27 protein-coding genes are annotated in these 24,506 nt (G+C 40.9%); 12 read left to right on the top strand and 15 right to left on the bottom strand.

What is annotated here, in order from left to right; all coding sequences use genetic code 11:
• Nucleotides 1-22 precede the first annotated feature (22 nt).
• From SporoP17a_RS09340 to SporoP17a_RS09330, 3 genes are read right to left on the bottom strand one after another with little or no spacing between them, the layout of a single operon-like run.
• Entirely contained in the window at nucleotides 23-694 is a 672-nt protein-coding gene (locus tag SporoP17a_RS09340; protein ID WP_167693408.1) for an ABC-2 transporter permease, read from the bottom strand.
• Nucleotides 691-1,551, bottom strand: coding sequence for an ABC transporter ATP-binding protein (locus SporoP17a_RS09335; RefSeq protein WP_083034405.1), 861 nt, complete (start codon nucleotides 1,549-1,551; stop codon nucleotides 691-693). The genes SporoP17a_RS09340 and SporoP17a_RS09335 overlap by 4 nt, the downstream gene beginning before the upstream one ends.
• 5 nt (nucleotides 1,552-1,556) lie before the next feature.
• Nucleotides 1,557-1,928 carry a GntR family transcriptional regulator gene (locus SporoP17a_RS09330; RefSeq protein ID WP_083036001.1) on the bottom strand — a complete coding sequence of 124 codons (372 nt, stop codon included), beginning with the start codon at nucleotides 1,926-1,928 and terminating at the stop codon, nucleotides 1,557-1,559.
• 517 nt (nucleotides 1,929-2,445) lie between these two features.
• Here SporoP17a_RS09330 and SporoP17a_RS09325 point away from each other — a divergent pair.
• Nucleotides 2,446-2,673: a group-specific protein gene (locus SporoP17a_RS09325; protein ID WP_083034404.1), complete on the top strand. Its 228-nt coding sequence runs from the start codon at nucleotides 2,446-2,448 to the stop codon at nucleotides 2,671-2,673.
• Between the two features lie 35 nt (nucleotides 2,674-2,708).
• On the opposite strand, the gene SporoP17a_RS16765 is transcribed toward SporoP17a_RS09325, so the two are convergent.
• Together SporoP17a_RS16765 and SporoP17a_RS09320 are read right to left on the bottom strand one after the other, a co-directional pair.
• Nucleotides 2,709-2,864: a hypothetical protein gene (locus SporoP17a_RS16765; RefSeq protein ID WP_156890555.1), complete on the bottom strand. Its 156-nt coding sequence runs from the start codon at nucleotides 2,862-2,864 to the stop codon at nucleotides 2,709-2,711.
• A 75-nt stretch (nucleotides 2,865-2,939) separates the two neighbouring features.
• Nucleotides 2,940-3,857 carry a patatin-like phospholipase family protein gene (locus SporoP17a_RS09320; RefSeq protein WP_083034403.1) on the bottom strand — a complete coding sequence of 306 codons (918 nt, stop codon included), beginning with the start codon at nucleotides 3,855-3,857 and terminating at the stop codon, nucleotides 2,940-2,942.
• A gap of 170 nt (nucleotides 3,858-4,027) precedes the next feature.
• On the opposite strand from SporoP17a_RS09320, the gene SporoP17a_RS09315 reads away from it, so the two are divergent.
• Nucleotides 4,028-4,375, top strand: coding sequence for a DUF378 domain-containing protein (locus SporoP17a_RS09315; protein ID WP_083034402.1), 348 nt, complete (start codon nucleotides 4,028-4,030; stop codon nucleotides 4,373-4,375).
• 138 nt (nucleotides 4,376-4,513) lie between these two features.
• On the opposite strand, the gene pgeF is transcribed toward SporoP17a_RS09315, so the two are convergent.
• Together pgeF and SporoP17a_RS09305 are read right to left on the bottom strand one after the other, a co-directional pair.
• Nucleotides 4,514-5,275 (bottom strand): peptidoglycan editing factor PgeF, encoded by a 762-nt coding sequence (pgeF, locus tag SporoP17a_RS09310; protein WP_083034401.1) that lies wholly within the window; start codon nucleotides 5,273-5,275, stop codon nucleotides 4,514-4,516.
• A complete protein-coding gene (locus SporoP17a_RS09305) occupies nucleotides 5,272-6,405 on the bottom strand; it encodes an amidohydrolase (protein ID WP_083034400.1) in 1,134 nt (377 codons plus the stop codon). Before SporoP17a_RS09305 ends, pgeF begins: the two co-directional genes overlap by 4 nt.
• A gap of 525 nt (nucleotides 6,406-6,930) precedes the next feature.
• On the opposite strand from SporoP17a_RS09305, the gene SporoP17a_RS09300 reads away from it, so the two are divergent.
• Entirely contained in the window at nucleotides 6,931-8,412 is a 1,482-nt protein-coding gene (locus tag SporoP17a_RS09300; protein ID WP_083034399.1) for a BCCT family transporter, read from the top strand.
• 276 nt (nucleotides 8,413-8,688) lie between these two features.
• On the top strand, nucleotides 8,689-10,245 hold the full coding sequence (locus SporoP17a_RS09295; RefSeq protein ID WP_083034398.1) for an ABC-F family ATP-binding cassette domain-containing protein: 1,557 nt from the start codon (nucleotides 8,689-8,691) through the stop codon (nucleotides 10,243-10,245).
• A gap of 115 nt (nucleotides 10,246-10,360) precedes the next feature.
• Here the strand turns inward: SporoP17a_RS09295 and SporoP17a_RS09290 are convergent, their stop codons facing one another.
• Nucleotides 10,361-11,227, bottom strand: coding sequence for a LysR family transcriptional regulator (locus tag SporoP17a_RS09290; protein ID WP_083034397.1), 867 nt, complete (start codon nucleotides 11,225-11,227; stop codon nucleotides 10,361-10,363).
• Between the two features lie 116 nt (nucleotides 11,228-11,343).
• Here SporoP17a_RS09290 and SporoP17a_RS09285 point away from each other — a divergent pair, with 116 nt between their 5' ends.
• Both SporoP17a_RS09285 and SporoP17a_RS09280 read left to right on the top strand, forming a co-directional pair.
• Entirely contained in the window at nucleotides 11,344-12,039 is a 696-nt protein-coding gene (locus SporoP17a_RS09285) for a CoA transferase subunit A (RefSeq protein ID WP_083034396.1), read from the top strand.
• Between the two features lie 15 nt (nucleotides 12,040-12,054).
• Nucleotides 12,055-12,705, top strand: a complete 651-nt coding sequence (locus SporoP17a_RS09280) for a 3-oxoacid CoA-transferase subunit B (RefSeq protein WP_083034395.1) — start codon at nucleotides 12,055-12,057, stop codon at nucleotides 12,703-12,705.
• Between the two features lie 51 nt (nucleotides 12,706-12,756).
• On the opposite strand, the gene SporoP17a_RS09275 is transcribed toward SporoP17a_RS09280, so the two are convergent.
• The 4 genes from SporoP17a_RS09275 to SporoP17a_RS09260 all read right to left on the bottom strand — a co-directional run bounded on the left by SporoP17a_RS09275 (nucleotide 12,757) and on the right by SporoP17a_RS09260 (nucleotide 16,570).
• Nucleotides 12,757-13,764, bottom strand: coding sequence for a FecCD family ABC transporter permease (locus tag SporoP17a_RS09275; RefSeq protein WP_083034394.1), 1,008 nt, complete (start codon nucleotides 13,762-13,764; stop codon nucleotides 12,757-12,759).
• Nucleotides 13,761-14,768 (bottom strand): FecCD family ABC transporter permease, encoded by a 1,008-nt coding sequence (locus SporoP17a_RS09270; protein WP_083034393.1) that lies wholly within the window; start codon nucleotides 14,766-14,768, stop codon nucleotides 13,761-13,763. The genes SporoP17a_RS09275 and SporoP17a_RS09270 overlap by 4 nt, the downstream gene beginning before the upstream one ends.
• A 71-nt stretch (nucleotides 14,769-14,839) precedes the next feature.
• Nucleotides 14,840-15,772: an iron-hydroxamate ABC transporter substrate-binding protein gene (locus SporoP17a_RS09265; RefSeq protein WP_083034392.1), complete on the bottom strand. Its 933-nt coding sequence runs from the start codon at nucleotides 15,770-15,772 to the stop codon at nucleotides 14,840-14,842.
• Nucleotides 15,773-15,775: 3 nt separating this feature from the next.
• Nucleotides 15,776-16,570: an ABC transporter ATP-binding protein gene (locus SporoP17a_RS09260; protein ID WP_083034391.1), complete on the bottom strand. Its 795-nt coding sequence runs from the start codon at nucleotides 16,568-16,570 to the stop codon at nucleotides 15,776-15,778.
• Between the two features lie 122 nt (nucleotides 16,571-16,692).
• Here SporoP17a_RS09260 and SporoP17a_RS09255 point away from each other — a divergent pair, with 122 nt between their 5' ends.
• Nucleotides 16,693-17,739, top strand: a complete 1,047-nt coding sequence (locus SporoP17a_RS09255) for an NAD(P)/FAD-dependent oxidoreductase (RefSeq protein ID WP_083034390.1) — start codon at nucleotides 16,693-16,695, stop codon at nucleotides 17,737-17,739.
• Between the two features lie 52 nt (nucleotides 17,740-17,791).
• On the opposite strand, the gene SporoP17a_RS09250 is transcribed toward SporoP17a_RS09255, so the two are convergent.
• Nucleotides 17,792-18,451: an MOSC domain-containing protein gene (locus SporoP17a_RS09250; protein ID WP_083034389.1), complete on the bottom strand. Its 660-nt coding sequence runs from the start codon at nucleotides 18,449-18,451 to the stop codon at nucleotides 17,792-17,794.
• An 80-nt stretch (nucleotides 18,452-18,531) separates the two neighbouring features.
• Nucleotides 18,532-18,864, bottom strand: coding sequence for a DUF5658 family protein (locus tag SporoP17a_RS09245; protein WP_083034388.1), 333 nt, complete (start codon nucleotides 18,862-18,864; stop codon nucleotides 18,532-18,534).
• Between the two features lie 180 nt (nucleotides 18,865-19,044).
• On the opposite strand from SporoP17a_RS09245, the gene SporoP17a_RS09240 reads away from it, so the two are divergent.
• From SporoP17a_RS09240 to SporoP17a_RS09225, 4 genes are read left to right on the top strand one after another with little or no spacing between them, the layout of a single operon-like run.
• Nucleotides 19,045-19,407, top strand: coding sequence for a GntR family transcriptional regulator (locus tag SporoP17a_RS09240; RefSeq protein WP_143561060.1), 363 nt, complete (start codon nucleotides 19,045-19,047; stop codon nucleotides 19,405-19,407).
• Entirely contained in the window at nucleotides 19,407-20,315 is a 909-nt protein-coding gene (locus SporoP17a_RS09235) for an ATP-binding cassette domain-containing protein (protein ID WP_237262303.1), read from the top strand. Before SporoP17a_RS09240 ends, SporoP17a_RS09235 begins: the two co-directional genes overlap by 1 nt.
• Nucleotides 20,287-21,036: a hypothetical protein gene (locus SporoP17a_RS09230; RefSeq protein ID WP_083034386.1), complete on the top strand. Its 750-nt coding sequence runs from the start codon at nucleotides 20,287-20,289 to the stop codon at nucleotides 21,034-21,036. Before SporoP17a_RS09235 ends, SporoP17a_RS09230 begins: the two co-directional genes overlap by 29 nt.
• Nucleotides 21,033-21,743: a hypothetical protein gene (locus tag SporoP17a_RS09225; RefSeq protein ID WP_083034385.1), complete on the top strand. Its 711-nt coding sequence runs from the start codon at nucleotides 21,033-21,035 to the stop codon at nucleotides 21,741-21,743. The genes SporoP17a_RS09230 and SporoP17a_RS09225 overlap by 4 nt, the downstream gene beginning before the upstream one ends.
• A 60-nt stretch (nucleotides 21,744-21,803) precedes the next feature.
• Here the strand turns inward: SporoP17a_RS09225 and SporoP17a_RS09220 are convergent, their stop codons facing one another.
• Nucleotides 21,804-22,673, bottom strand: a complete 870-nt coding sequence (locus tag SporoP17a_RS09220; RefSeq protein ID WP_083034384.1) for a dimethylarginine dimethylaminohydrolase family protein — start codon at nucleotides 22,671-22,673, stop codon at nucleotides 21,804-21,806.
• A 375-nt stretch (nucleotides 22,674-23,048) separates the two neighbouring features.
• Between SporoP17a_RS09220 and nhaC the strand changes: the two genes are divergently transcribed.
• Nucleotides 23,049-24,497 carry a Na+/H+ antiporter NhaC gene (nhaC, locus tag SporoP17a_RS09215; RefSeq protein ID WP_083034383.1) on the top strand — a complete coding sequence of 483 codons (1,449 nt, stop codon included), beginning with the start codon at nucleotides 23,049-23,051 and terminating at the stop codon, nucleotides 24,495-24,497.
• Nucleotides 24,498-24,506 lie beyond the last annotated feature (9 nt).

The following is a 24,506-nucleotide window of genomic DNA, read 5'->3' as shown; positions in this document are numbered from 1 at the left end:
AAAAGTTATAAACTTTAAAAAATTAACTATGGTCAAAATCTGTTTTGCTTATGATTCGTATTGATAATAAAATGGATAACCACGTCAGTAAGGCGCTAACTAGTACAATGGAGAATGCGATTGTCCATTGATTGGTAGTAATGAGTTCTGCGGTTTGCAGAAAAAACTTTTGTTCTGCTACCATTCTGGGATTTTCCATAATATTTAATATGATTCTAAATGACATCATGCTCAGTAACGGCAAGGCAATTGTCAAAGAAGAAGCTAGTACATAGCCTGCTTTGTATTGCAACGGATAAAAGAGAGAGAGGATGAGGTAAAAGAATCCAAGTGCTATGAGTAATTCAGGTACTGTCATCATCCGGGTAGGAAATGGAGCAAATGTATCGAACAAGAAGATATAAAACAGCACAGCCACTGTTGACAGACCGAACCAGATGAAACCAGATGCATACTTCGCCACTACGAATTGTTTTCTTGTAACCGGAAGGCTGTTTAATAAGACCGATTCTTTTTCAAACGCCTTGCTACTCGTTGAAATGGCTATGAAATAAGCGACGAAGATTAGGAGTAAAACATGACGTACAGGTTGACCGTCTGTGAAGAAGTTTGTAAAGATGATAAACCACAGTGCGGAAATAAGGTAAGTACTCGTCTTTTGTGTATATACATCTTTTCGGATTAAAGCATTCATTGGCATCCTCTCCTTCCGGTGTAATACATAATATCTTCGAGTGTCGGTTTTTCAATAAGCAATGATGCCAAGCGATCAATAGGGATCTCAGCAGTATCTGCCAAGCATTCAAAACCAACGTCGGTAGTGCGTAGTCCAATTGCCGGTAATCCATCGAGCAAAGTAAGCTGGTCTGCGTTGCCTTTTACTACTACATAACGTTCGGTGAATTCGTCTTTCTCACCTTGATAGATAATCTGTCCATGATGAATAAAAACAATGAAATCTGCTATTTTTTCCAAATCAGTTGTGATATGTGTCGAAAAAAAGATAGCCTTTTCCTCGTCCTGTATAAGGTCTTGCATCATTTCGAGTAGTTCGCGTCGGACGATTGGATCCAGACCGGCTGTAGGTTCATCCATAATGATAAGATCTGGATGGTGGGAAAGAGCCATTGCAAGTGAAAACTTCATTCGCATACCTTTTGATAAGTGCTTTACGCGTTGTGCTGTATTCAATTGAAACTTTCTTAGATAGGAATAGAATAGTTCATCATCCCACTTTGAATAGAAGGGGGCAAGAATGCGCTTATTTTTCTCGATAGTCAGGTCTTCATAGTAGAAATCTGCATCATAAACGAAGCCGATGCGCTCTTTGATTTCTACGGTGTGATTTTTATGAGACTCACCAAACACACGTATTTCTCCTCGATCAGCCCGAATTAAATCCATTAAACAGCGAATCGTCGTCGTTTTTCCAGCACCATTTGTACCGATGAAGCCGGTAATGAAACCTTTTTTAATATCGAAATTGAGATTACTCAGTGTAAAGCCCTTAAACTGTTTTGTCAGATCTCGTACTTCCACTATATTTTCCATTCTTTTCACTCCTCATATAGCAATGTCAGCATATGAATCATTTCCTCAAGTCCTACGTCAAAAGATCGCCCATCTTGAATAACATTCATCAGCTGTTCCTCAATTTTCTTTAACTGTTCTTCTTTCAAAAGCTCATGATTCTGCGCGGCAACGAATGACCCTTTTCCTGGAAACGTCTCGATCATTCCATCCCGTTCTAGTTCTTCATAAGCCTTTTTCGTTGTGATTACACTAATCTGCAAATCCTTCGCTAGTTTACGTATGGAAGGCAGTGCTTCTTTCTCTTTCAGTGCGCCTAATAAAATCTGCTCTTTCAACTGATTTTTAATTTGCAGATATATTGGCTGATTCACCGAATTGGAGATGACAATATTCAATACATCACCCTGTTTCTTTTTATTACTGTATATAAACAGTATATACAGTAATAACAGTTGAGTCAACAATAAAAAAACCTACAGAGTAAAATCTGATAGGTTTTCGATCTAATTAATTACTGCTAATGAACCTGTTTGCACTTGATCATACGAATAATGATGGTTTTGTATGGATTAGCGAGAGAAGTAATGAGAACGACAAATACCGTTAATCCGATTCCGCCAATTTGAGTCAGTATGAGCAACACAACTTCTCTGATAGTAGGGAGTGTAACAGTGATATTAAAGATGCTTAATCTAGTTACAGTTGTAACGGAAGTGACAGTGAAAAGAGTATTAATCCAGCTAATTATTTTATAGGTAGCCATCGCTCATTTTAATAGCCGCATGATCTTTTCATCTCAGGCAAATTGTAGGAAATAACAAAAAGACTTGTAGCTCTTATGAAATTAGCAACAAGTCTTTGTTTTAAGTTCTTTGAAAATTATGATACAGTGTGAATAAGGAGTGAATGCAAATGAGTAAATGTACAATTGATCATACGCAACGGGATGTATTGGAAAAGTTAGAAGAACAGCAACAGTATATGCCAAAGGAACTAGTGGGGAACTGTGAATTATTTTTAAGCAAACCATTAAATCAAGAGACATTGAATGAGGTATTTCATTTGTTGAAAAAATATGATCTGGCAACAGGGGAAGAACGCGCAGAGCGCAATAATAAACTGCAACAGTTATTTCTATGAGGCTAGGGCATAGATCTACTCTATATGATAAGTCACTACTGGACATCACTTTGTAAAAGTGAAATTGCGGACTCAAGTAACTGAATATCTTGTAGGATAAAAGTTTTGATATCGGCGGGCGCAGTATGGTACTCGTCACTGAGTAGTTCGAGCTCTCGGATAAAAATAGAACTTTCATTTTGATCGGTCATGATTGCAACCCTCCTTATAAGTCAATTTACCCCCTAGAATGATGTTTTAAACTGTCATAGAATCAAATATTTCAATTACATGACATTTTGGTGACTAACTAGCTGGGGTTTTGCCGGTGACCAAGTTAGCAAGAACTCTTTGGTGCGACTACGTCCGATAGACAGCAAATCATCCATTTGTTCTTCATTCAGATCAAACTGTGTCGCACTATAATCTTCTACAGGAATAAAGATGATGTTTTGTACATGTTGCTTTGAGATATATCTTTCATCATGCGCATTTTTCATGGTAGAGAATAATGCTTCGAATAATTGCAAGGCATTTCGAATGGTGCGTCCGGGAACTTCGTCTTGATTGCGACTTAGTTTGAGCCCGATTACGGGATGTTTATATGACGAGGGATCTTCATCAAAAAGCCACATCGGGAAATTACTCAATACACCACCGTCTACAACAATAGTCCCTTTAGGTGCATCGAGACGCACTGGTTCAAAAAAGTAGGGGATACCACAACTCATACGCAATGCTTTCGCAATGGAAAATCGTTCAGCATTATAGCCGTATTTCTCTAAATCATCAGGTAGCACCATCATCTTGCCATTTGTTAAGTCAGATGCCACCAGTTTTAACGAGCCTCTCGGAAGATCACCAAACGCATAACAACCTTTACGTGAGAGCTTGTTAAAGAACCAATCCTCCAACGCGTTTCCTTGATACAAACCCATTCTCCAATAAAGCGATACCCATTTCATAAAGGGAAATGGCAATAGAGTCTTTCTCGGATCTAGCAAAGCCTGAAAATCTTCTTCAGCTAACATGACTTCAATTTCATCCGCTGTATAGCCGGCTGCCAAAAAGCTTGCGACAATGGCTCCTGCACTTGTGCCAGCTACGTTTTCAAAGCGATAACCTTGTTTCTCCAACTCCGAAACTGCTCCAACTAGCGCAAAACCTTTTAACCCACCGCCTGAAAACACTCCATTGATCCGCACTTTATCCCTGCTTTCATTTTTATAGTTCTACTACTGTAAGGTCTTCGCAACGGAAATAGAACAATATTCATGTGAAAATGTATGAAAATTCTCTTTCGGTGAACTATAATAAGGAATCTATACAGACATGTACAGGATTCAATTATAGATTGTTGGAGGAGGTGCGCAACATGAGCGTGTTTATGCGGATTGCACTGACGTTAGTCATTATTGGTGCTCTTAACTGGGGAATGATCGGATTTTTCAACTTTGATTTGGTTGCCAGCGTATTTGGAGGACAAAACACAATTCTTGCGAAAATTGTCTATGCCATTGTAGGACTAAGCGGATTGGCAACGATTGGACTTTTAGTAAGATCGAATGAAGAGATTATTGACGACGTGGATGAAAAGGTGGAGCCTCATAAGCAGTTCGATCGAATTCGGAATGTGAATTACAACACTGAATTTGGTGAAGAACTGGATATGATGGAGAAACGGAAAAAAGTGGATCGATCACGTAAGGATCCTAAAGAATAATCAAAGAGTGTTCTCGTGTTATAGCGGGAACACTTTTTGATATAGTGGTGGGACATTGCACCTATCCGAATTACCTGTTAGGTGATATCAACTTGAATTGAAATGAAAGACGCAGTGAAGAGCTCCCCACTGCGTTTTTTAGATAGACCTCCTGATAAAGCTTACATGACGACCGGCTTGTTTATCTTGACGATAGGAAAAGCCGTCTGGACTTAGGAAGGTACACGTACGGTCAATTGTAATATTTGCTTCGGGTACTCCAGCTATTGTGCATTGCTTCATCACGGTCTGTTGGTTATCAATATGATATTTTCGTGTTACTGCGTTATAAGAAATGAATTCATCTGCATAGCCTAGGAGATAAAACTTTGTATAGACATCTTCGTCGACTTCGAACTTTTCTTGACTGAGTGCTGCGCCGATTTGGACATAGATATGACTCAGGTCACAGTGCTCGTATTGCTGAAGGTGGTGAAACAGCTTAAGTGTGATTTCCTTCACTGTGCCTTGCCAACCGGAATGAATAGCTCCAATCAATGTACGATCCTGGTTGTAAAACAATACAGGAACGCAATCAGCCGTTAAACTACACAGCACAATATTTGGTTCAAATGTATATAACGCATCCGTGTTAGGAATGGCTGTATTTTGTCGCAATGCACCCTTGCCTCTATCTCGTGCCGTTACTTTATGAAAGTTTGCGCTATGTGTTTGATTAGCAAATACAAAGTCTTCTACATTACATTGCAAAAAATTTGCCAGTTGGCGTCGATTGCTCATCACGTCAACTGCTGAAACACATGCATGCAAAGCAGTATTGTGGCACTCGGGTTCGCTGCAATCTTTCATGGTCATACCCATTAGAATATTGTCGTGGTCTTGATAGATGGTTGTTTTCATAATTCTCGGTCCGCATTCAGTACTAGTTGCGTCAGAATTTGTGCACCGTAAATCAATGCGTCGGTGTTGAACGCCATTTGTGGGTGATGCAAGCCTGGTTTCAAATCACAACCTAATCCAATCATCGTGGCAGGAATAGTAGGCGTTTTCCACGTGTAAAAATGAAAATCTTCTGCCCCTTGGGAAATACATGGTCCTTCCACGTTTTCTTCTCCTAATATAGAACCAATCGCTTGTTGGGCTAGTCGGATTGCTGTGGCATTTTCTGTGGCGGCAGGTGAATAGCCTTCTTCATCATACACAATTTCCGTCTCTGTCAATGCAGCAGTATGCTGTATAATATGGCGGGCTTTTGCTAGCAACGCATCCATTGTCTCATTCATTTCAGCGCGAACATCTAGCGTGAATCGAGCGCTGGCAGGGATGGAATTACTTGTTTCACCACTATGTAGCTCTGTCATCTTAATGGAGAACTTTTTATTACCCGGCAAGCGAATCTGACGCAATGACTGGATTAGAGAACTCGTTGCTTCGATTGGGTTATTACCTTCTTCAGGTCTCGCTGCATGTGCAGGCGTACCCGTAATGGTACCCGTAATAGTAGTAGACGAGCCATGTAAAATCGCTGGGGCAGACTTACCGAATGGCACCTCCGTATGCGGGCGTACGTGTAGACCGCCTAGAAAAAGAACATCTTCGAGCACACCTTCTTTCATCATTTGTAATGCGCCTTCAGCTAGCTCCTCAGCAGGCTGAAAAATGAATCGAATTGTATGCTGCAAATCGCTTGCGCTATTCTTTAAAGCCAGTGCGGTATATAACGCCATTGTACTGTGTGCGTCATGGCCACACGAGTGGTTAGCGACTACTTCCCCGTCAACTTCCTGTACTAGTGCATCCATATCCGCACGCAACGCAATGACGCCTTTCGTACGACCAGCAATTTCTGCGATGAAACCATGATGCCCATTGTAGGTAGTGATAGTAAACCCGGCGGATGAAAGCTGATCCTGCAAATAACTTGATGTCTGCTGTTCTTGCCAACTGGGTTCGGCAATAGCATGTAAGTCTTGGTAGGTCTGTAGGATTTCCTTTTTATGAAGTTCTATATAGTTTAGTGGATCAGACATGATGAATTACCTCCCTTTTTATGAAGTAGATGATCTTAAAAGTAAAACATATTGACTAGTATACAGCAATGATGGTGAATATTCTTCGATAATTAATTGACTTTTCAAAACTGTTACTTGAAAATAATAATATAATAGTTCGAACCATTAAATAGAAGGAGAATCTTTATGAAACGTTTAACAATAAAAAATTTCAAAAAACTCTCCGCGATGTATGACGGCTTTGGTTAGCGCACACGCCGCCTATTGGGATCGCTGAATATGTAAAAGCCTATGAAATCCACCCAGTTTTTTCTTGAATTATATAAATTTCGAGTAATACGACAGATGAATTCTACTAGTAAAATATAGTGGTAAAAATAAAATGAGATAATATAGGATGTAGAAGAAAGCTTACTACAATAGGGTCTAGGCTATATTACGTTCTAATTAAATCAAATAAATTGTTTGTATTCATTTGATTTCTAGAATATTTTACAGTATAGTGTAAACCTGCTTGTGTAATTCATCTCAAAAGGGGGAACTATGAAGAAAATATCAAAGGTTTTTTATATTACCATTGTCTTAATTATAATTGCGGTAGGATATGGAGTCATCAATCCAGTGCATTTCGAGGAAATCACTTCAGCCGGTAAAGCCTTTGTAGCATCAACATTTGGTTGGTACTATATGTTAATTATGACAGCGCTATTGTTGCTCAGTATTTTTATGATATTCAGCCCATACGGTAAAATCCGTTTAGGGAAAGATACAGATCGTCCGCAATTTTCTACGATTACGTGGATTGCGATGCTATTCTCGGCGGGGATGGGGATTGGACTCGTTTTCTACGGTGCCGCAGAACCATTATCTCATTACGCAGTACCAGCGACAGAGGATCCGCTAACACCTGCAGCTTTTAAAGAGTCTATGCGGAAAACATTTCTACATTATGGTCTTCATATCTGGGCTTTGTATGGAATGGTTGCTTTGGCATTGGCGTACTTCCAGTTTAGAAAAGGCGAACCAGGCCTAATCTCCACAACATTGAAACCAATCTTCGGAGCAAAAGTAAAAGGTCCTTTAGGGACAGTAATTGACGTACTCGCTGTATTCGCGACCGCTTTCGGCGTGGCGACTTCACTAGGTTTGGGTGCAGTTCAAATTAACGCAGGCTTGGATTACTTGTTTGGCTTTACGATAGGTATCCAATCACAAATTATTATCGTGACGGTTGTAACGGTACTATTTATTGGATCAGCCTGGTCTGGATTGAGTAGAGGAATTCGCTATCTGTCCAATATTAACTTGATATTAGCAGTAGCCCTCTTAGGATTGATCCTTATTCTTGGACCTACCTTATTGATCTTTAATATGTTCACGGATTCAGTTGGTGGTTACTTTACAAACCTCATCGATATGAGTATGGGGACAGCTCCGCTCAATGGTGAAAATCGTGGATGGTTAGATGGATGGACTATATTTTATTGGGCTTGGTGGATCTCTTGGTCACCATTCGTCAGTATGTTCATTGCACGAGTATCTAAAGGACGTACAATCCGTGAGTTTATGGCAGGCGTCTTGCTTGTACCTTCATTCTTTGGGTTCTTATGGTTCTCAACATTTGGTACTACAGCAATCGAAATGCAGAATAACGGAATAGCAGATTTAGCTTCTTTGAATATTGAAGTAGTGGCGTTTGAGATGTTCCACGCAATGCCATTATCATTAGTTCTATCACTGTTCGCGATTCTTCTAGTAACATCGTTCTTCATCACGTCAGCCGACTCAGCGACTTACGTGTTGGGCATGCAATCAACGTATGGTTCATTGACGCCGCCGAACTCCGTAAAAGTGGTTTGGGGTATCATTGTTTCAACAATTGCATTGATTTTGCTTTCTGCTGGTGGACTTCTTGCCTTGCAGAACACAATTATCATAGCGGCCTTGCCATTCTCATTCGTCATTTTACTGATGATGTATGCGTTGTTCAAATCAATGAATGAAGAGTTATATAAAATGAAATAAACAGTAGGAACATGTGGCTTTGGCTACATGTTCCTTTTTTTTCATTTATAAAGGAATGCGTAAGCGAGAAAGCCTGTTTCACACGGAGCATGTTCCAAAGTACGCAAAATATCATACAACTTTCAATAAACGAGATACTTTATAGGTAATGGAAATTACTTTTGATTGCCGGCAGTACATATTGTTTTCTCTTTTCTTAAGTAATTATAAGTATAGGATGTTAAAATAACGTAGATAAGTTTGATTGAGACAATGGAAAAGGAATAGGTGTACAACATGAGTTTATTAACAGTAAAAAATATTAGCCACGGGTTTGGTGACCGTGTAATTTTTGAAGATGTATCATTTCGTTTATTAGCAGGTGAACATATAGGATTAGTAGGTGCGAATGGAGAAGGTAAGTCCACATTTATGAATATCATTACGCATAAGCTAGAGCCGGATGCAGGAACTGTTACGTGGTCAAAGCGTGTTCGAGTCGGATACTTAGATCAGCATGCGGCTTTGAAGCAGGGGATGTCTATCCGTAATGTATTGCGCACTGCGTTTCAATACTTATACGATATGGAAACGGAGATGAACAGCCTCTTTGCCAAGATGGGTGAAGTGGAGCCCGATGAACTGGAAGGTTTGCTTGAAGAAACCGGTCAAATTCAAGAATCTTTAGAGCAGAGTGATTTTTATATGATTGATGCAAAGGTAGAAGAAGTTGCAAATGGTCTTGGACTCGATGAATTTGGTTTGGATACTGACGTGAATGACTTGAGTGGTGGTCAACGTACAAAAGTATTACTGGCTAAGTTGCTGCTCGAAAAGCCCGATATCTTATTGCTTGATGAGCCGACGAACTACTTGGATGTTGAGCATATTGAATGGTTGCGTACGTATTTACAAGAGTATCCAGGGGCATTCATTTTGATTTCGCATGACATTCCATTCTTGAACAGTGTCATTAACTTGATTTATCATATGGAAAATCAACAAGTCAATCGTTATCCTGGCGACTATGACGAGTTTTTACGTGTGCGTGAAATGAGGCTACAACAAGTCGAAGCTGCTTATAAAAAGCAACAGAAAGAAATTTCTCACCTGAAAGATTTTGTAGCGCGCAATAAAGCAAATGCAGCAACGAGTCGAATGGCGATGTCACGACAGAAGAAGCTGGACAAGATGGACGTTATAGAGTTAGATTCAGAGAAACCAAAGCCACATTTTGATTTCAAAACGGCTAGAACACCGGGGAAATACTTATTTGAAACGACAGATCTAGTGATTGGTTACGATGAACCGCTATCGAAGCCTTTAAATCTATCTATGGAACGTGGACAGAAAATTGCACTTGCAGGAGCAAACGGTATCGGTAAAACGACACTGTTAAAAAGTATTCTCGGGGAAATAAAGGCTCTTTCAGGGAAAGTGGAACAAGGTGAGCATCTATCAATTGGTTACTTCGAACAGGAAATGAAAACAGACACAGACAATACGTGCTTGGAAGAGATTTGGAGTGAGTTCCCACACTTTGCGCAATATGAAGTACGTGCGGCTTTAGCTCGTGTTGGATTAACAACAAAACATATTGAAAGTAAAGTAAAAGTATTAAGTGGGGGAGAGCGGGCAAAGGTACGTCTTTGTAAACTGGTAAATAGCGAAACAAATTTACTAGTATTGGATGAGCCTACAAACCACTTGGATTATGATGCGAAAGAAGAGCTGAAACGTGCTTTGAAGGAATATAAAGGAAGTATCTTACTCATTTCACATGAGCCTGACTTTTATGAAGACGTAGTATCTACCATTTGGAATGGTGAAACGTGGACTACGAAAATGTTCTAAACAAACCATACTGTTCCACGTGAAACAAAAACCTCAACCATTATGGTTGGGGTTTTCGTCTACTTATAATTCACATCTGGTTCATGCAATACGGGCACCTTTATAGTAGTTGGTTTCAAAACATCAGCATGAAATTCTTCAAGGCAAAAGAATGATAACTGTTCTTCTTAGTGACAATGCCGAGTTTCCACAGTAAAGGTGGACCTTCGAGTGGAATCATTTTAATATTTTCATTAGTAAATTTCGTCGATATGGATTGAGGAAGAAGCGTAATACCTAACTTTGCCGCCACCAGTTCAATGATTAAATCCCACTGTGAGCTTTCATACGATATAGTCGGATTAAACCCGGCCTCTTTACAGGCGCCTATAATATAGCGATGTAACGCAAAGCTCTTAGAGAATAGGATGAGTTGTTCATCCTTTAATTCAGATAATGCGACTGCATCTCGTTTTGAAAATGGATGATCTGTGTGGACGAATAAATAGAATTTATCCGAAATGAAAGGATGTACTTGGAAAATATCTTGATTTGTCGGTAGCACAATAATGCCAGCGTCAATCTGGCCCTTATCTACAAGCTCTTCAATAACTTTGGCACCGAGTTCATGCAACTCAATTTTTATATGGGGATAATGCCTTGATAGGTTTTTAGCGATCTGTGGAAAAAACAAGGTTCCGATCAAAGGAGGCATTCCGATTTTAATTTCTCCCGATACCCCTTCGGCAAGATCTTCAAGTAAGACAGGAAGCTCACCGAGTAACTGAAGGATTTGTTGTCCTTGCTCATACACAATGTCACCTGCATCCGTCAATCGAAGGCTGCGTGTTGAACGGTTGAAAAGTACGACATTCAGTTCTTCTTCAAGTTTCTTCACTGATTTACTCAATGAGGGCTGTGATATATAGGAATGTTCAGCCGCCTTCGTAAAACTTAAATGATTGGCTACTTCTATAAAAGCATGAAAGTCTTTAAGATCCATGATCACCCACTCCTTTTATTTATTCTGATTGAGAATAAAATTCATTCACTATATTCATTTTACATATAAGTCAGAAATCTGTACACTATTAATAAAGAGTCAGAGGAGGTTACAGTATGAGTAAAATAATGAATTCTTTTGTGGAAGCGGTTTCAGATATTGAAGACGGTGCTACGTTAATTGTAGGTGGCTTCGGACTATGCGGTATTCCAGAGAAATCCATTGAAGCGTTACGAGATAGTGGTGTGAAGGATTTAACAGTAGCCAGCAACAACTGTGGGGTAGATGATGCAGGTCTTGGAAAGCTGCTAGGTAATAAACAAATTAAAAAGATGATTGCATCTTATGTTGGAGAGAACAAGACGTTCGAAAAACAGTTTCTTAACGGAGAGCTAGAAGTAGAATTGAGTCCGCAAGGAACGCTTGCAGAGAGAATTAGAGCAGGCGGTGCAGGAATTCCCGGATTCTACACAGCGACAGGTGTCGGCACACCCATTGCAGAAGGTAAAGAAACGAAAGAGTTTAACGGTAAGACGTATCTGCTAGAAGAAGGGATCGTCGGAGATTTTGCGCTTGTGAAAGCTTGGAAAGCGGATACACTTGGAAACTTAGTCTATCGCAAGACTGCGATGAACTTTAATCCACTTGCTGCAATGGCGGGCAAAATAACGATTGCAGAAGTAGAAGAAATCGTTGAAGCTGGCGAGCTAGCTCCAGAAGAAATTGATACACCGGGCGTTTATGTACAGCGAGTAGTACTTGGCACGGATTATGAAAAACGTATTGAGCGCTTAACAGTGAGAAAAGCGTAAAAAGGAGAGATGAACATGACAGAAACACGGAATACAATTGTAAAGCGTGCGGTAGAAGAAATTCAAGATGGTATGAATGTCAATCTCGGTATTGGTATGCCAACACTTGTCGCTAATGAAATTCCAGATGGGATGACGGTTTTATTGCAGTCGGAGAACGGCTTGCTTGGTATTGGTCCTTACCCAATAGAAGGGCAAGAGGATGCTGATCTGATCAATGCTGGGAAAGAAACCATTACGACAGTCCCTGGTTCTTCTTTCTTTGATAGTGCGGAATCATTTGCGATGATTCGCGGTGGACACATCGACTTAGCCATTCTTGGCGGTATGGAAGTTTCGGAGAGTGGAGATTTGGCTAACTGGATGATCCCAGGAAAAGTCGTGAAAGGAATGGGCGGCGCAATGGACTTAGTTGTCGGTGCAAAACGTGTCATTGTGATCATGGATCATGTCAATAAACACGGTGAATCGAAAGTGAAGAAAACGTGTTCGTTACCGTTAACGGGTCTTGGCGTTGTAGATCGACTCATCACGGACCTAGCTGTATTTGATTTCACGGAGGACGGCATGGTGCTCGTTGAAACTTCTGCTGGGATTACAGTAGATGAAGTAAAAGATAAAACAGAAGCCTCGTTTACGGTTTCACCGGATTTTAAAAATAAATAATGCTTTGTATGAAAACTGCCAGAACACCCAAAGCGGGTAGTTCTGGCAGTTTTATTTCTTAATTAGTAAATAGCAAAAGTATGGTGCGCCGATCAATGAAACGATAATACCTGCAGGAATCCCACTTGGTTCTAGAATGTTTCGACCGATTGTATCTGCTATCAATAGAAGAAAACTACCGAGCAAGATCGCAATAGGTAAATTCATGCGATGGCGTGGACCAATTAGGGATTTGGCGATATGAGGCGCCATCAAGCCGATGAACGCGATACCACCTGTGACCGATACAGCGGAAGCGGCTAGAGCTACGGCGGTCAGTAATAATAGGACACGCTCTCGTTCGATTGACACGCCGATACCCGTCGCTACGGCTTCATTTAAACCGAGCATATCCAGCCGATGCGCTTTAAATAATGCGAAAGGAATCAATACGAGCAACCAAGGGGCGAGTGCCCAAATATAGGGCCAATCCGTTCCCCAAATATTGCCCGCTATCCATCTTGAAATGATATCAACTTTCTCTTGCTTGGCAGAAGAAGTCAATACGACCATAACACCTGAAAGTGCCATCGAGAATCCAATACCCACCAGTACAAGACGCATAGGTTGGAGTCCGCTTTTTCTACTGTAAGCAAATAGATATATTAAAACGGAAGTGATGACAGCTCCAAAAAACCCTACTAACGGCAATAAGTAAGCGAATGCCCCAGCCTCAATCGGTACAAACAAGAAAAATACTGCAATAGCGACTCCAGCGCCGGAATTAATACCGATAATACCCGGATCTGCAAGATCATTTCGCGTGATACCTTGTAAAATAGCACCGGACAAGGCAAGCGCAGCACCAGCCAGCAACGTAATGATGATTCTTGGAAGGCGAATAGAAAACAGTACAAACTCTTCTTTAAAAGTGCCTTGGCCAAGGAAAGTAGGGACTAGTCGATTCCATTCAATAGAAGCAGATCCTAAACCAAGCGCGAGAACAGTCAGGAAGAGAATTAAAACAACTAAACATACGCCGAAAATCCTTTGTTTTCTCCGTATACGTGGATGCATCATGAGAATGCCCGACCTCCCTTGCGTACGATCAAAAGAAAGAACGGTAAGCCGATGATCGCAATCAATGCTGCAACAGGCGTTTCAAATGGTGCTTGTAGCATTCGTCCAACTGTATCCGCCAGCAACATAAAAGTTGCCCCTAAAATAGCGGATACCGGGATAATGAATCGGTAATCTGTTCCGACGATGGCACGAACAATATGTGGAATCATTAATCCGACAAAGGCTAAGTTACCCGCCAATGCCACAGCAGCTCCTGCTAATAAAATAATAACAATAAACAATAGGACTTTTATTTTCAATGTATTTTGTCCAAGTCCAATCGCTACTTCTTCATTCAAGCTCAATAATGTCAACTGGCGTGAAAGTACGAGTGCGACGAAGATACCTATGATGATAACTGGTCCAATGGTCTGCAACTGTCCCCATGAGGTACCAATCAATCCGCCAGCCGTCCACATCGCCACGTCCTTTGAAATCTTAAAATATAAACCAACACCCTGTGCGATGGCGAATAAAAATGTAGAGACGGCTGCGCCTGCCAATACTAGTCGAATGGGTGCAAAGCCGCCTCGCTTCGCGGAAGCAATACCGAAGACGATCAGCGCACCAACAGCCGATCCAATGAAGCAAGCTGTCATGATACCGAAATAGTTGATAGTTGGAATGAAGGCAAGTGCAATAGCTAATGCGGCATTTGCCCCGGCAGTCAGTCCAAGCAATCCAGGGTCAGCCAATGGGTTTCGCGTCATGCCTTGCATGATAGCCCCTGAAACAGCCAGAGCGGCACCTATAAACATGGCGCCGATCTCACGAGGAAAGCGTATTTCTTTCAAGATCAAAATATTGTCCTTTTGGGTTGACGTGAATGAAAGTAGGACGTCTTGCCATGAAGTGTGAGCGGCACCAAGCTTCATGGCGAATAGGAAACTACTGATTAAAAGGATTGTACTGGCAAGTAATTTGAAACTAAACGGTAAAGCTTTTCCAACGGGTTTATCCATTTGGTTCATCCGCTCCTTTCTTTTCATAAAAAAAGAGGTTCTTCAATGAAGAAGAGCCCCATCTTGTTTGCTTACTTAGTTCCTAAAAAACTTTCAATAAAGAAATCAAGCTGGTTATCCAGTGTATAGGCATCGTTGAAAGAGAATTCCGCTGTGTTTACTTGATAAACTTGATTATTTTTGACGGCAGGAATATTCTTGTATGTTTCTGTTTCCAGGAATGAATTATCTCCGGTATCGCTTTTACTTAAGATGACATAATCTCCGGCGAATTCGGGCAAGACTTCTGCAGATAAAGCATAATATCCATCTTTCTCAGTCATTTTCTTTACCTTTTCAGGCATAGCCAATTTCATTTCCTGGTATAGGATTTCAGTTCCTCTACCCCAGTTATCGCCGAAGACGTAAATTTGCTTGTCAAACTCTTCGATGACGGAAACTGTTGTATCTTCTCCGATTTTGGCTTTAATATCTTCTCCTGCCTGCTTCGCACGTGCCTTAAATGCCTGTACCCATTCTGTTGCTTCTTTTTCTTTATTCAATAACTTACCGATTTCGATTTGTTGTGTTAAATAGTCCACTTTTCCATAAGTATACGTAACAGTAGGTGCAATTTCTTTTAATTTATCAATGTTCTTAATGGTGTTCAATCCAATAATTAAATCGGGCTCCAGTTCAATGATTTTTTCGATATTTTCATCTGAAACTTCTTCTACGTCTTTCAGAAATGAATCAAAGCTTGGGTTATCTTTTGACCAAGATTCTACTCCTACTAAATTCACGCCAAATTCATGTACAGTACCAGCAAAACTTGACAACACTACAACACGCTGCGGATCTGCAGGAACTTCCACAGGACCTTCTTCAGATTCATAAGTGATTGTGCTGCTTGCTCCTTGTTCTTTTGCAGGTGTATCTTCTTCCACAGGTTCTTCCTGTTTATTGCCGCAAGCTGCTAACGCAAGTACGATAAGCAAAAGGGCAGGTAATAGAATTTTCTTCAACAGTTATTCGTCTCCTTTTAATAAATCATATGTAATGCATAACGGTTTTCCCGTTCTTGGATCCGTTCCGATTTCCGCATCAATTCGAAATACTTCCCGTAGTATGTCCGGTCTTATAACTTCCTCGCACATACCCGCACGTACAACTTCTCCATCTTTCATCGCAATGATGAAATCGGCAAAACGTGCTGCTTGATTCAGGTCATGAAGCACCATGACAATGGTGCGTTGCTGTTCTTCGTTAAGCCTTTGTAATAGCTCTAGCACTTCCAGTTGATGTGCCATATCCAAATAGGTAGTCGGCTCATCTAGGAAGATGATATCTGTTTCCTGGGCAAGTGCCATCGCAATCCAAACGCGTTGCCGTTGACCACCGGATAATGCATCGACTTGACGATATTTGAAATCAGTCGTATTGGTGACTTCGAGTGCCCAGTTGATGACATCCATATCACGCGGCGTCAAACGCCCCATTGCATTCTGGTAAGGGAATCTACCGTAGGAGACCAATTCACCAACCGTTAAACCACTGGCGGCTTCTTGTGTCTGAGGAAGAATAGCCATCTTTTGTGCGAGCTGTTTCGTCCGTTGCTTAACGATGTTTCCACCATCCAATATGACTTCTCCTGATTGATGTGGAATTAAACGTGTAACGGCCTTTAGAAAGGTTGATTTGCCACAACCGTTTGCTCCGATAATGGCAGTCACTCTCTTATCAGGTACTTGAACGGATATTCCTTTAACAATTAGATGATCATCGTATGAAACGTGTAGATTTTCTGTATACAAGCGAACCATTTCGTGAAATCCAACCTTTCCTACTAAATAATCATTGATAATGATTATCAATATCGATACAATGAGAATCATAAATTGAAATGCAAGCGATGTCAATAATTATTTTAAAAGGAGAAGATGGAATGAAACAAAATCAGCTACTGGACGTAACGATTATCGGCGGTGGACCTGCGGGGTTATATGCTGCTTTTTATAGTGGATTGCGTGAAATGAAGACGAAAATCATTGAGTATCAACAGCAACTCGGTGGAAAGATCCATGTCTATCCGGAAAAAATGATTTGGGATATCGGCGGTATCACTCCGGCACCAGGGGCACAGGTAATCGAACGGCTTGTGGATCAGGGATTAACATTTGATCCAGAAGTCGTACTCAATGAAAAAATTGAAAAAATCGTAAGGACAGAAGACAAGCATTTTGCATTATATAGCTCATCTGGCACTATTCATTACAGCAAAACTGTTATATTGGCGACCGGTACAGGTATTTTGAATCCGCAGAAGATTGAAGTGGAGGGGGCAGAACGTTTTGAAGTATCGAATTTGAACTACACGGTAAAGTCTTTGGAACGCTTTAAAGGGAAGACTATCCTGATTTCAGGCGGTGGCAATGCAGCGATTGACTGGGCCAATGAGCTGCAACCAATCGCTAAGAAAATATATCTAACCTACCGTAAAGACAATTTAAGCGGACATGAAGCGCAAGTGCGACAACTTTTGGAAAGTGGTGTGGTCTGTCACTTTAATACGAATATATCCCGTTTCATTGCGTCTGAAGATCATAGCTCAATTGAGAGAGTGGAGCTACAACACAATGAAGAAGAAACAGTTACCACGATAGCTGTGGATGAAGTGATCATTAATCACGGTTATGAGCGTGATACTTCGTTAATCGGTGATCAGCAACTTGGTGTTGAACTAACGGAACATAAACAGATTGCGGGTACTTGCATGAGTGCTACGTCCATAGAAGGTATGTATGCGGCAGGGGATGTACTGAGCCACGATGGCAAACTACATTTAATTGCAGGCGCATTTCAAGATGCTGCGAATGCAGTAAACTGCGCCAAAATCTATATTGATCCAAAAGCAAATGAAAATGGTATGGTATCTTCTCATAATGAACTCTTTAAGGAACGAAATCGAGAATTAGTGAAACAGCTTATATAAACAAAAAAAGGAACTGATCGACGATTTTTTATATCGTAGGTTAGTTCCTTTTTTAGATATTCTTGAGTTTATCTAGCCGTTTCGTCAGCATATGTTGCCATTCTTCAGCCAGTGCATCGACCTCCAAAATTCGTTTCAATCCTTCCAAATCTTTAAGGCGCTGAAAATATACTTCATTAGCATAGAGAATGGAGACGTGGTTTGGGTCTTGTTGAAGCAAAGTAATCGGATAATCCGAACGAACAATTCCTTCTTTAACAACACGGCATAGGTAACCTGTGAATCCGGTGTTGACCATTCCTTTCATCCGACCAGGCAACCCAGTGCGCTTACTAATGGTGCTGCAAGGTACTCGACCTTGTGTGACTTGAATCACTGAATCTCCAACTGTAAACATATCTCCAATACATATATCTTTCTCCAGCATCCCGTCTACTGTCAGATTTTCTCCAAATGTAGAAGTGGGCAACATGCAGGAGAATTCTTTTTCCCAAAAATCATAGTGTTCACTTGGGTAGATACAGACCGCTCGATCGGGACCGCCGTGGTGCTTCGTGTCTGCAATTCCATCCCCTTGAAAACCATCTACAGAAAGAAATGCTTCTTTTGCAGTCTGTTTACAAATAGCGCTAGAAAATTCTCTGCCATTAGCAGATTGTAATATGCGCGGCATCCCAATAGAAAGTGTTCGTAGTGATGGTTCAATGCTCAATAACAACTCCTTCTTTCCGTGTACTTATACATTTAGTATACGATAAACACGGGATATAGAAGAGGTAATTAAAGCACTAATTAGATTGCGACCATGATCAACCAAAAGATATGCATGAACAGTACTGCGATATAAATGAATAATGCAGTAGTCAAAGCGATACGTACGACAATTCCTGAAGAACTTACTGTCACGACATACAAAAGTATCAAAGGTAACCCTAGTTTCACTACATAGAACAAAGGAATACTTTGTTCATATAAAAACGCTACTAGTAGATTGGCTTCTTCTATATGACCAAGCCGTAAACCATAATCCGTGAAAACGGCATCTAATAAACATAGGCAAGCTAATAGAAAGCCCGCATTTAATAATCTGTTTTGCTGAATAGGAAAGTCCTTTACTGTATTCATTTTATTCGCTCCTTAGATACAGTGTAGTTACCTAGGATGAGTAGTAAGTGACTATTTTATTCATTGTTTCCCAACAATATTTTTATTTTTATTTATTTGCATTATACTATAAAAATGCGTATAGTACATTACAACAGTAATGTACTGGGCAACCTTAAGGTGGTGAAGTTCTTGCTTGAGATGGATGGAGAAAAGCCAATTTATATACAAATTGCAGAATGGTTAGAGACGGAAATTATTGATGGTACGTTACAAGCGGACGATAAAGTGTACTCACAGTATCAACTGGCCGATCTTTTCAATATTAATCCTGCGACTGCGGGGAAGGGGCTGACGATTTTGCTTGATGCGGAACTTATTTACAAGAAAAGGGGCCTTGGCACGTTTGTATCTGTTGAAGCACGTGAGAAACTGCTGACGAAACGGAAAAACGGCAGGTTAAGTCGTCTCGTGCAGGAGCTACTTGATGAAGCTGCATTGCTTGGCCTGCAAGAGGAACAACTCATTGAATTAATTCGGGCAGAGCGAAAGGAGAGGTCATAATGCCAGCAATTACTTTGAAAAACGTGACGAAAAGCTATCGTTCTATTACAGTACTGAATCAGTTAAGTTTAGAAATCCGTGAGAATGTCATTACGGGATTGGTAGGACGTAATGGTGTGGGGAAAACGACACTTATGAAGATGGTTGCAGGATTCATAAAAGAGTCAGATGGAGAGCTTCGTGTGTTTGGTGAGCGTCCCTTCAACAGCCTTAAGGTTTCTGCTAACATGATTTTCATAGACGATATGATGGGCTTTCCGGATGCGCTAACACTGGGTGATTTACTAATGGAATGTGATCGCTTCTATGAAAATTGGGATCAGGAACTGGCTATGCGTCTACTCGAGTACTTCAAATTACCGCTGACGTTAAACCATCGTGTCCTGTCAAAAGGCAAACGCAGTACATTCAATGCTGTGGTCGGCATTGCTACACGTTGTCCACTAACAATGTTTGATGAGCCGATTACGGGAATGGATGCTGGAGCGCGAAGAGATTTTTACAGGGCGCTGCTGAAAGATTATCTAGCACATCCACGAACAATTCTTTTATCGAGTCACCATATGGAAGAAATGGAGGACTTGCTGGAGGATATTCTGGTGATCGACGGCAAGAGCATTGCTTTTCGTGGTCCGATTACGGAACTGCAGGAAAAGTTCCTGTCACTTCAAGCTAAAGAGAGTGTGCTTAAATCTTATGCGATTCGATATGGGGTCGTTCATCGATCGAATGCGGGTCCGATGACAGAATGGATTGTTGACAATGAGCATACGGAGGCTGAAGTGGATGAGCTGAAGCAGGCTGGTATCCGCGTATCGGCACTATCTGCAAGCGAAGCCTATTTGGCAATGACAGGCCAGACGACAGGAGGGGTAGACGATGTTTACAACGCAATGGAGCGTGAATGAACTGGCAAAGCGTCAGTATTTATTTAAATTGAGTACCAACGGAGCCGTATTTACGACACTGATTGTATTGCAGATCATTGGAACTATTTTCATAAGTGGCGCTGGATCTACTTTCATGAACGATTGGGGAGAGGGTATAACTTTCAACTTTACGTCCATATCGAATGACGGACAGGTAGGATTGACATTATTCTGGGCTCTTATTGTTGGATTCCTGTTGACATCGGCTGCCCAGCGCAATGAATCTTTTTCATTCGTGACGAATCGTCTAACCTTTCAGCTCGCGAACTTCTATTTCATTTGTACTGCGGCATTAATCGGCGGTGTAACAACAGTGCTACTCGGGTCGGTCATGAAAATTGTCGCGCTGTTCGGCGACAATATCATTATAGAAACGACAGGTCTACTATCATCGCCGCTAGATTTCTTCTCCCGAATTCTAGTGATGACAGCGTATACATTGCTGCTCATGATGATTGGATATTTACTTGGAACCTTAATACAATTCAGCAAGTTGTTTATCGTCTTGTTTGGATTGATCTGGTTTATGTATTTCACGTTCGGTATCAACTTGTCAGTTGGCGAAGGTGAAAGCTTATTGTACTTTTACTATGGAGAGACATCGATTCTGTTATTTATTTTGAAAGTAGTAGTGTCGGTTTCCGTACTGTTCGGTATCAGCTTCTTTGTGACAAACCGTTTGGAGGTGAGAAATCCATGATGATTTTTATGGTTTTGATACCTGTGTTCCTGCTGCTTGGTCTAGTTTTAATTGTGATATTCACGAAAAACATGAAGCACACGCGATTGAAGAAAAAGTTTCATCGCAATTTCATTTTTGGTTATCTTCTGTTGCTGCTGCTTAGTCTTGTCGTGGCGGAAGTCATGGAACGTAAGGTAGAACATCGAAATCCCCCAAAAGTAAACATGAAGGACGTGGAATTTGATTTGCCGGCTGCGATTGTAGAGGGAATACCTATTCCTGAAAAATTTGTTCTGGCGAAGCAGTCACATAAAGTAAAAGGTGAACTAGTGATATCCTCTTTCACAAATGCTTATCTTATAATTGAACGTACACCTGACAACAGCCATACCATTACAGAAACCGTCTACACCCCTGAACTGATGGCGAATATCGGGGAGGAGAATGATGTGTATTATGACGTTACAGACCGGCTTGAAATTGCATTGCCGATTTGGGAAAGTAATTTAATGACTGTACCTAAACAACCTCTTAATAATATACAGTATACGTTTTATCATGATTCGAATATATTGAACCAGTTCACTGGGGAAAAAGCTTATGGTTATTCTTCAGGATCGGTGTCTAGAGCTATGACGATTCACTTGATCGTACCCGAATCAATTATGCTGAAACTTCCAGAGGTAGAAAATGAATATGGAACTTATATAGATGTGATTGAATAGAAAAAGACTGAAGCGTAAAACACCGCATTGTTTGTGGCATTTAAGCTTCAGTCTTTTGTATTATCCGCGTTCTACAGGCATCGAACAACATCTGAAAGAACCGCCTGATTTAATAATTTCAGAGAAGTCGACTTCTATGACTTCAAATCCATTTGCGCGTAAGTTTGCATTCACTTGTGCGTTTTGTGGAAGGCTGAATACTTTATTATTACCAATGGAGAGAACATTAGTACCTAGCGAAAACTGTTCATCTTCCGCCACTTCGATCAGTTGGTACGAATCTGCCAGTTGATGGAGTGTTTCCTGATCAAACGCTGCTGGAAAGACTAGCGCTTTTTCGGAAGAAAGGATATTGAAAACACAGTCTAAATGCAAGTACCGTCCGTCAAATGGAATCCGCTTGAGTTGATGATCGGGAAGCTTTTCTTCCAGCTTGTTAACCGCTTCCTCGGATGTACGGCTACTGATGCCGATGTAGAGAGTATCCCGGTCGACAATAATGTCTCCGCCTTCCATTTGATCCGTCGCAGACTGATAGGGAATGTCTTGCGCGATCAGCCATTCTTTTAGCGTGATTTCTTCTCCTTTTCGTATATCTGTAGCCAAGTCTGCGATAAACACTTCATTACCGATTGTGAATCCAATATCTCGTGTAAAGACTTGTTCAGGATACTTTTCAGAAGTAGGTAGCGTGATGACCTCCACTCCGTTTTCCTTCAAAACTTTCTCGAACTCTGCGTGCTGTCTCATCGCACGTTGTCTATCAATATTTTCATCTTCATACCTTTTTTGCACTTCATTAATAACTTCGTCAATTGCCATGAATTCTGGCGGGCATAAAATGACTCTGCGCAACGTATCGTATTCGGTTATACATTTTATCGTATCTGTCTTTTGAATATTAGCTGTCAATGGCAGCGCGCCTCCCATTCGTGAAAGTACTTTATAGTATTCCCAGTATGCAAGGTTATAAACGTATTTCATACTATAAGTTAGTTTTTTCGGCTTGCCAGAAGAGTATTGATAGCGTTAAATTCACTGTGTTATAGGGGCGGCTGAAAAGGTTTGAAGCGTTGAAAAAACGCAGACGAGATACGCAAAAGGAAAGCTAGTATTGTCGATGGATAAATAAAAGAAGTATAAAAAAGACAGTCGTCATCGTTCGACTGTTTTTTTCATGGAATATAACGTATTCTAGTAAACGCTTACAAGTTTATATTGACAAACAATTCGGATAACGTTTACTATATATTAAACGACTATATAGCGACAGTTCGAGACTATCAGAAGATGGGTGGGTAAACTATGGAAGAGAGAAGACAAAATAGGGAAATAGGTTTTTGGTGGGCGATCTTACCACTGATATTAATGATCCTAGTAATGCTTATAACTGTGGTAAAGCTAGAGCAAGGTCCGCATATGCCATTGATAGTAGGTACCTCTATTGCAGCACTTGTCGCTTGGCGTCATGGTTTCACCTGGAAAGAGATTGAAGAAATGATGTATAAGGGGATTCGTCTAGCGCTTCCTGCCGTCATTATTATTATGCTCGTTGGTTTAGTAATTGGCTCGTGGATGGGTGGCGGAATTGTTGCTACGATGATATTTTATGGATTGAAAATTATTACGCCATCTTGGTTCCTTGTTGCGATCGCGTTAATATGCGCTCTTGTCTCCTTGGCCATCGGTAGTTCATGGTCTACAATGGCAACAATTGGCGTGGCGGGAATGGGGATTGGCTTAAGTATGGGGATTCCTGCAGGCATGGTCGCAGGTGCTGTTATTTCAGGTGCATATTTCGGTGATAAGATGTCACCACTTTCCGATACGACGAACCTCGCAGCGGGATTAACAGGGACAGACTTATTTGATCATATTAAGCATATGTTGTTTACGACCATACCTGGTTTACTCATCGCATTGTGCGTGTTCACATTCTTAGGAAGAAAATTTGGATCGGGCGAAGCTGAATTGTCTTCGATTGCGAAAACATCGCAAGTCATGCAAGAAAGCTTTATTATTTCCCCTTGGTTATTACTTGTTCCGATAGCTGTCATTGTGATGGTTGCGTTAAAGATTCCTGCGGTTCCCGCGTTAATTATTGGTATTGTTTTAGGATTCATTTCACATGTAACAATTCAAGGTGGTACGTTTGCAGGTGCTCTTAACGCCTTGCAGAGTGGTTTTGCTATTGAGACAGGTAATAAGTTAGTGGATAACTTATTCAATGGCGGTGGGCTCGATAGTATGATGTATACCGTTTCGATGACAATTGTAGCGATGACATTTGGTGGGATTCTCGAGTACTCTGGGATGTTGCGTGCGATTATGCAACAATTGTTGAAGGTAGTGAAATCTACGTCATCCTTGATTATTTCGACGATAGGTGCGTGTGTAATGACCAACGCGACATGTTCTGAACAATATGTTTCGATCGTAGTGCCTTCCAGAATGTTTAGTAAAACATATAAAGATATGGGGCTAAGCTCCAAGAACCTATCACGTGCGCTTGAGGATGGCGGAACTTTGACATCTGTATTCATTCCGTGGAATACGTGTGGGGTATTCATATTCGGTACATTAGGTGTCAGCGTTGTAGAATATGGCCCATATGCAATTTTGAATTTCGTAGTTCCGTTGTTGTCGATTGTATATGCATTGACAGGGTTCTCTATTGAAAAAATGACGTCGGAAGAGATTGTGGAGATGAATGAGCAAGAAGCGAAGTTGGAACTTGAAGCACAGCCCGAATAATGTAAAAAG

This window comes from Sporosarcina ureae, assembly GCF_002082015.1.
GTDB lineage: Bacteria > Bacillota > Bacilli > Bacillales_A > Planococcaceae > Sporosarcina > Sporosarcina ureae_A.
Note: the sequence above shows the minus strand (reverse complement) of the source record. Positions and strands in the feature narration are given on the sequence as shown.